At 40.5% G+C, this 6,209-nt stretch carries 5 protein-coding genes; 4 read left to right on the top strand and 1 reads right to left on the bottom strand.

Features of this window, described 5'->3' with window-relative positions; all coding sequences use genetic code 11:
- Nucleotides 1-223: 223 nt before the first annotated feature.
- The gene (locus V7L12_RS12395; protein ID WP_335084532.1) at nucleotides 224-2,578 is read right to left on the bottom strand and encodes a CHASE2 domain-containing serine/threonine-protein kinase; all 2,355 of its coding nucleotides are present in this window, start codon (nucleotides 2,576-2,578) and stop codon (nucleotides 224-226) included.
- Nucleotides 2,579-3,064: 486 nt separating this feature from the next.
- Here V7L12_RS12395 and V7L12_RS12390 point away from each other — a divergent pair, with 486 nt between their 5' ends.
- The 4 genes from V7L12_RS12390 (at nucleotide 3,065) to V7L12_RS12375 (ending at nucleotide 6,120) form a co-directional block, all read left to right on the top strand.
- On the top strand, nucleotides 3,065-3,193 hold the full coding sequence (locus V7L12_RS12390) for a hypothetical protein (protein ID WP_335084531.1): 129 nt from the start codon (nucleotides 3,065-3,067) through the stop codon (nucleotides 3,191-3,193).
- A gap of 124 nt (nucleotides 3,194-3,317) precedes the next feature.
- Nucleotides 3,318-3,839 carry a LabA-like NYN domain-containing protein gene (locus V7L12_RS12385; RefSeq protein WP_196517317.1) on the top strand — a complete coding sequence of 174 codons (522 nt, stop codon included), beginning with the start codon at nucleotides 3,318-3,320 and terminating at the stop codon, nucleotides 3,837-3,839.
- Between the two features lie 95 nt (nucleotides 3,840-3,934).
- Nucleotides 3,935-5,539 carry a 2-isopropylmalate synthase gene (locus V7L12_RS12380; RefSeq protein ID WP_335084530.1) on the top strand — a complete coding sequence of 535 codons (1,605 nt, stop codon included), beginning with the start codon at nucleotides 3,935-3,937 and terminating at the stop codon, nucleotides 5,537-5,539.
- A gap of 74 nt (nucleotides 5,540-5,613) precedes the next feature.
- Entirely contained in the window at nucleotides 5,614-6,120 is a 507-nt protein-coding gene (locus V7L12_RS12375) for a GNAT family N-acetyltransferase (protein WP_442947886.1), read from the top strand.
- The last annotated feature ends 89 nt before the right edge of the window (nucleotides 6,121-6,209 follow it).

Genomic DNA, 6,209 nt, shown 5'->3' with positions numbered 1-6,209 from the left:
GAATCCGCAAAAAACTCGATCAGTTTGATTGTTTACGAGATGCGATTGAGGATGTCTTGCGTTTGGTGTCCTAACCGCCTTGGCGGTTGCTATAATTTATATTAACATAGTTTTATTTTTCCACAAAGTTCTACTTAAATCATCCAAATTATTGTATTTAATACAACTATCAGATTTTGCTTCCCCTACTCAAGAACAGCTTCCACAGCGATTGGATACTTTTTTATTTGGAAGTCTCTTGTCCTTCTGAGTAAGATTGTGTGGGAATGCTTAAATCGTCTAAAGTATTCATTAATAAGTCATCTTCTGGGAGATGGTGTCTGTGTGGGAAATTTACCAAATCGTCAAGAGCTTTAAGAGCTTCAAGATCCTTAAGAGCCTCTGATGCAGACTGATATCGTTGTTTGAAGTCATCCAGCACCATTTTACTGAGAATCTGAGCTAGGGAGTGACTCACCTGAGTGAGATCGCTCCATTTAATCTCCCCATCAGCATCTCTATCTAGCTCACGGGGTGCTACACCAGTCAAGGCTTTAATCCCAACCATGCCAACTGCATAGATATCACTACTGTAATGTGGACGCCCAAAACATTGTTCGCTTGGTGCGTAACCCTGAGTACCAATTCCAATGGTGAAAGGGGTTGACTCTTGACGATCGAGTTGTTTGATGCCGACTTCCTTGACGGCTCCAAAGTCAATCAACACCAGTTTTCCGTCTGAGTGTCGCCGGATGATATTACTGGGTTTAATATCCCGATGAATCACGTGGTTTTCATGGACAAATGTTAATGTTTGCAATAAGTCCCTGATAATTTTGATCGCTGCAATTTCTTCAATTGCTCTACCTGCTAAAAGTTCTTGATTTAAAGGATGACCAATTATCTGTTCTTGCACTAAATAAAATTCTTCATCTTCTTCAAAATAGGCCAAAAGTTGAGGAATTTGAGCGTGCGTTCCCAATTTTTCTAGTGTTTGCGCCTCTGAGTTAAATAAACGTCTGGCAAGTTGCAATCCTTCTGGTTTGGTGTTGGCTGGTTTTAGTTGTTTGACAACACATCGCGGATTTCCAGGACGTTGAGTATCTTCGGCAATGTAGGTTTCACTAAATCCACCGGAACCAAGAACTTTGACAATTCTGTAGCGTCTAGCCAAAACTTTCCCTGATAAGGCTAAATCTCGTTGCTGGATTAGATGTTGGAAGTCATCTTGTTGGCTGATAATCTCTTGAACAACGGGTGAAGTTTTATACTTCTGAAAAATGTCTACTAATTGGCGTTTTCTGATGCTTTCCCTGATGACTGAGGTTGCCAAATAGCAAACTCCGGTCATTGCGATCGCCATCATTGGTACACTAGTGGGAAAAATTAATTGACCATAGACAAATAACCCATAGCTAATTCCTCCCCAAGTGCCAGACAGGGCGAGGCTATAGAAAAATCTATGGATGCTACGCTTGCGTCTGCTAATCATCAAAGCTGTACTGCCCACTAGCATTAGCACAAACAAACCCTGCAATGGTGGACTATTAATTCCTGGGGCGATCGCTTTCCCTGACATCAAAGTTGCGATCGCATTAGCGTGAATTTCCACGCCCGACATCGGTTCAGTGCTATTACTACCAGCAACTGGATAATAATCATTATCTAACTTATCTGTTGCACCAATCAGCACGATCTTGTCTTTGAACACCTTTCCTTGCTGCAAATAGGTGTTCCAGTTTTGCGGGTCGAGTACGTGCCAAAAAGGTTTTTGCTCAAATGTACCCGCAGGCCCCCAAAAATAAATGCGATCGCCCTTTGTTTGAGGATAATTTACTTGTGCTGCCCTCAGCGCGGCTTCATCAAAAGAGAGTCGCTTTTTGCTAAATAGATTATCTTCACCTAAGAACTTGGGAAACTCACTCGCTAATCGATGAACTTTTCCATCTACTTCTAAAGGAAAATTAACTGAGCCAATGGATACTGACCCTGTACGAAACATTTGTTGTGGGTCTGTTAGTTGCGTAAAAGACCCTTGGTGCGTCTGGGAATTTTCGTAGACGGCTGCTAAGGTAACTTTTTTGCCATATTTTTGCAATACTGCCTGAAATTGGCGATCGTCTGTAACTCCATAGCTGCTTCCTGTATCAAAAACTACATCTAATGCTACAGCGCGGGCACCTGCTTCGATTAATTTTGTAATTACCTGGGAGTATGCAGCCCGTTTATAAGGATAAGATTTCAGTGTTTCTAAATAAGCATACTGTTTCGGATCTGTTTTATAGTACTGTTCGGGAACCGATATTGACTGATCGTCTATTGCTAAAATTACAATGTCTTCTGGAGGCACAATCGGCCCGCGCAGTTGAAAAAAGCCAGAAAGCACCTGATTGTCCATCAATTGAACCAATTCCCCACCAGAAGCGCTCAATAGTGCGCCCCCAATTGCCCAAGTACCTGCCAGTAGATGACCTAAGCGAACCATCCACCGGGAATAGCGAACAGATGCTGTCGAAGTCACTTTTGTTGGTTTACTTGACAGTCTATTGGCAGTAGAGACATAGTTTTTAGTTAAGGTAGATGTAGGTTCTTCTGCCATATCGTGTTACTGATTGATTTAAGTCCAACACTTTTATTTATTCAGACCACGTTTTAGTGTAAGCACATTGAAATAAGACTTAAATGATAATCTTATACATTTGTAAAGTATCTTCTATTTATCAACAAACTTTTATTGGCAGAGCCAGCCCCCAAGAAATTCTTACCCAAGCACTACTTAATTTATTCTTTTTCTGTTGAATGAGTTACAAGTAGTGATTGTCTCATAGATCGGAGCCGGATATACTCTACCTGCGCATTTGCTTGTGGCAAGATTTTACCCCCACCTAACCAACAAGTACGTTACTAACTGGGTGCTATACCAGAAGCACTCCCAAGGCTGTCTTCTGTCTTTGGTGCAATGTTGGTAATCTCCACAAACGGTGTCCTGATACTGACAGCTTTACCAAAAGATAGGCATTAATTTATATCTTACCTTAAGCCTATGTTATACCTCTTTAGGAGTAAACTTTAGTGTTATGCAGCGATGAATGCTGTTACTGGGTCAATTTTATGGATAGATATTGATCGCCGGGTGGCTCTTGCAGTGCTGGAGGTGAATCAGGTTAACACCCAGGATCTCAACTTCAATATTGCAGGCGTTTTTATGTCTTGAAAGAGGTAGGATAAAAGCTATAGATAAAGAACTACGTTATAGATATTAGCAAACAAGGCATTTGAAAATTGCTATAATCTATTGTTCCATCTAAATTCATATATATTATTAGGTGTAAATTTGTATGGGTTCTCCAATGAATCGTCTGTCTATTTTTGTAGATGGAAACAATATGTTCTATGCTCAACAAAAAAATGGCTGGTTTTTTGACCCGCGGCGAGTCTTAGAATACTTCAAACATGAGCAATCAGAAACAACATTAATTAATGCCTTCTGGTACACTGGCTTAAAAGATCCACAAGACCAGCGAGGTTTCAGAGACGCTCTAATTAGTCTAGGATATACAGTACGAACTAAAATTCTGAAAGAATATTATGATGATACGTCCGGTCGTTACTCGCAAAAAGCGAATTTAGATATTGAAATTGTTGTAGATATGTTTAATACAGTAGACCAGTATGACCGAGTAGTATTATTCAGTGGTGATGGAGATTTTGAAAGAGCAATCGAACTATTACGCTCAAAAAATACACATATAACGGTAGTATCAACAGAGGGAATGATCGCGAGAGAGCTACGCAATGCTACTGATAGATATATAGATTTAAATGATATCAGAGAACAAATAGAAAAAACTGAAGGTTAGTAGCTTTAACAATTATTTACAAAAGTAATAGTAAAAGAAAAACTAAGGTTGAAGATATATTAAGCCACACGTAAACATTAAAGAACAAACGGCAAATGACAAACAAAACAGATCGAATCATCATTTTTGATACAACATTGCGAGATGGAGAGCAGTGTCCGGGAGCGACTTTGAATATAGACGAAAAGCTAGTTATTGCCAAGCAATTAGCGCGTCTGGGTGTAGATGTAATTGAGGCAGGCTTTGCCTTTGCCAGTCCTGGAGATTTTGAAGCAGTCAAGAAGATTGCTCAAATTGTCGGCACAGAAAATGGTCCGGTAGTTTGTAGTTTGGCAAGAGCGATTAAAGCAGACATTGAAGCGGCTGCTGAAGCATTAAAACCAGCAGTTAATGCCAGAATTCACACATTCATTTCGACTTCTGATATTCATTTAGAGTATCAATTGCGAAAGTCACGGGCAGAAGTATTAGCGATCGCTGAAGAAATGGTAGCTTATGCCAAGTCTTTCATGACAGATATCGAATTTTCACCAATGGATGCGGCTCGTACCGATCCAGAATTTCTGTACCAAGTTTTAGAACGAACGATCGCAGCTGGTGCAACAACAGTTAACATTCCCGATACTGTGGGTTACACAACCCCTAGCGAATTTGGAGCAATGATTAAGGGCATTATTGAAAATGTCCCCAACATCGACCAAGCGATTATTTCCGTTCACGGTCATAATGATTTAGGCTTGGCAGTTGCTAACTTTTTAGAAGCCGTGAAAAATGGTGCACGGCAACTAGAATGTACAATCAATGGGATTGGCGAACGCGCCGGAAATGCATCACTAGAAGAATTGGTAATGGCGTTGCATGTGCGGCGGCAATATTTTAACCCTTATCTCGGCAGACCAGAAAATTATCAAGAATCCCTGACAAATATCGATACCCGACAAATTTATAAAACCTCACGCTTAGTTTCTAATTTGACGGGAATGTTGGTACAACCAAATAAAGCGATCGTTGGTGCAAATGCCTTTGCCCATGAGTCTGGAATTCACCAAGATGGTGTCCTCAAAAACAAACTCACCTACGAAATTATGGATGCCCAATTGATTGGCTTGACAGACAATCAAATCGTTTTGGGCAAACATTCAGGTAGAAATGCTTTCCGTACTCGGTTGAAAGAATTGGGCTTTGAACTGTCAGATACTGAATTAAATAAAGCCTTCGTCAGATTCAAAGAAGTAGCAGATAAAAAGAAAGAAATTTCCGATTGGGATTTGGAAGCGATCGTTAACGATGAAATCCAACAAGCACCCGATTTGTTCCGGGTAGAGTTGGTGCAAGTTTCCTGTGGTAGCAACGCTCGTCCTACTGCTACAGTTACCCTACGTACCCCAGAAGGTGAAGAATTAACCGATGCTGCGATCGGTACTGGGCCAGTGGATGCAGTTTACAAAGCCATCAACCGTGTGGTGAATGTGCCCAATCAGTTGATTGAGTTTTCTGTGCAGTCAGTAACAGGCGGTATTGATGCCATTGGCGAAGTGACGATTCGTTTACGTTATAAATCTAAAGTGTTTTCTGGTCATGCAGCGAACACAGATATCATCGTGGCATCTGCGCAAGCTTATGTAAATGCGTTGAATAGGTTGTATGCATCTTTGCAAACTCAAGAAAAGCCAAAGGAAGTAACTGCACAGAAAGTCTGAGATTGGATCTGTAAAGCTGCCAGTTTTTAGCTGATGCTAGCAAACTCCTCTCCAACTTTGGGGAGGAGTTATTTGTGAGTTCCAAAAAATTGTTGGAAATTATGCTGACAGAAAAACATATAAATATCAGAGAAGCCTCCAGCAAAGAAGATTCACTGATTGCAAAACACTCTTATCAAATGTGGCTAGATAATGGTGTTCATGAGAGTAATATCCACCTTGATTGGGAGAATATTACCCTTCAATTCATAGAAGAAGCGCGTCGAGATTTGTTTTACAAGGCTTTTGTTGCAGAAATTGATAATACAGTTGTGGGTTCTGTAAGTTGTCAACTGTTTGCAGGTTTATACCCGAATGTTTTCAAAGATGAATACCGCAAATTTGGATATATTTGGGGCGTTTATGTTGAACAGTCTTACCGCAGACAAGGAATTGCCAAATCCCTAACTAATAGAGCAATTGAATATTTAAAAGCGATCGGTTGCACGCGAGTAGTTCTTAACGCCTCGCCATTGGGTAAACCAGTTTACTCTAGCCTCGGTTTCTTTGAAGGTAATGCAATGCAATTAGATTTGATGTAAGGATTCAGGTCTAATATTTAGGAAGCAGTGATGGCCGAGACAGATAATTATTAGAATTAGCCAGCAGTGCTTGTGCAAAAAAGTCAATC

It is taken from the genome of Nostoc sp., assembly GCF_036918245.1.
Lineage (GTDB): Bacteria > Cyanobacteriota > Cyanobacteriia > Cyanobacteriales > Nostocaceae > Nostoc.
Note: the sequence above shows the minus strand (reverse complement) of the source record. Positions and strands in the feature narration are given on the sequence as shown.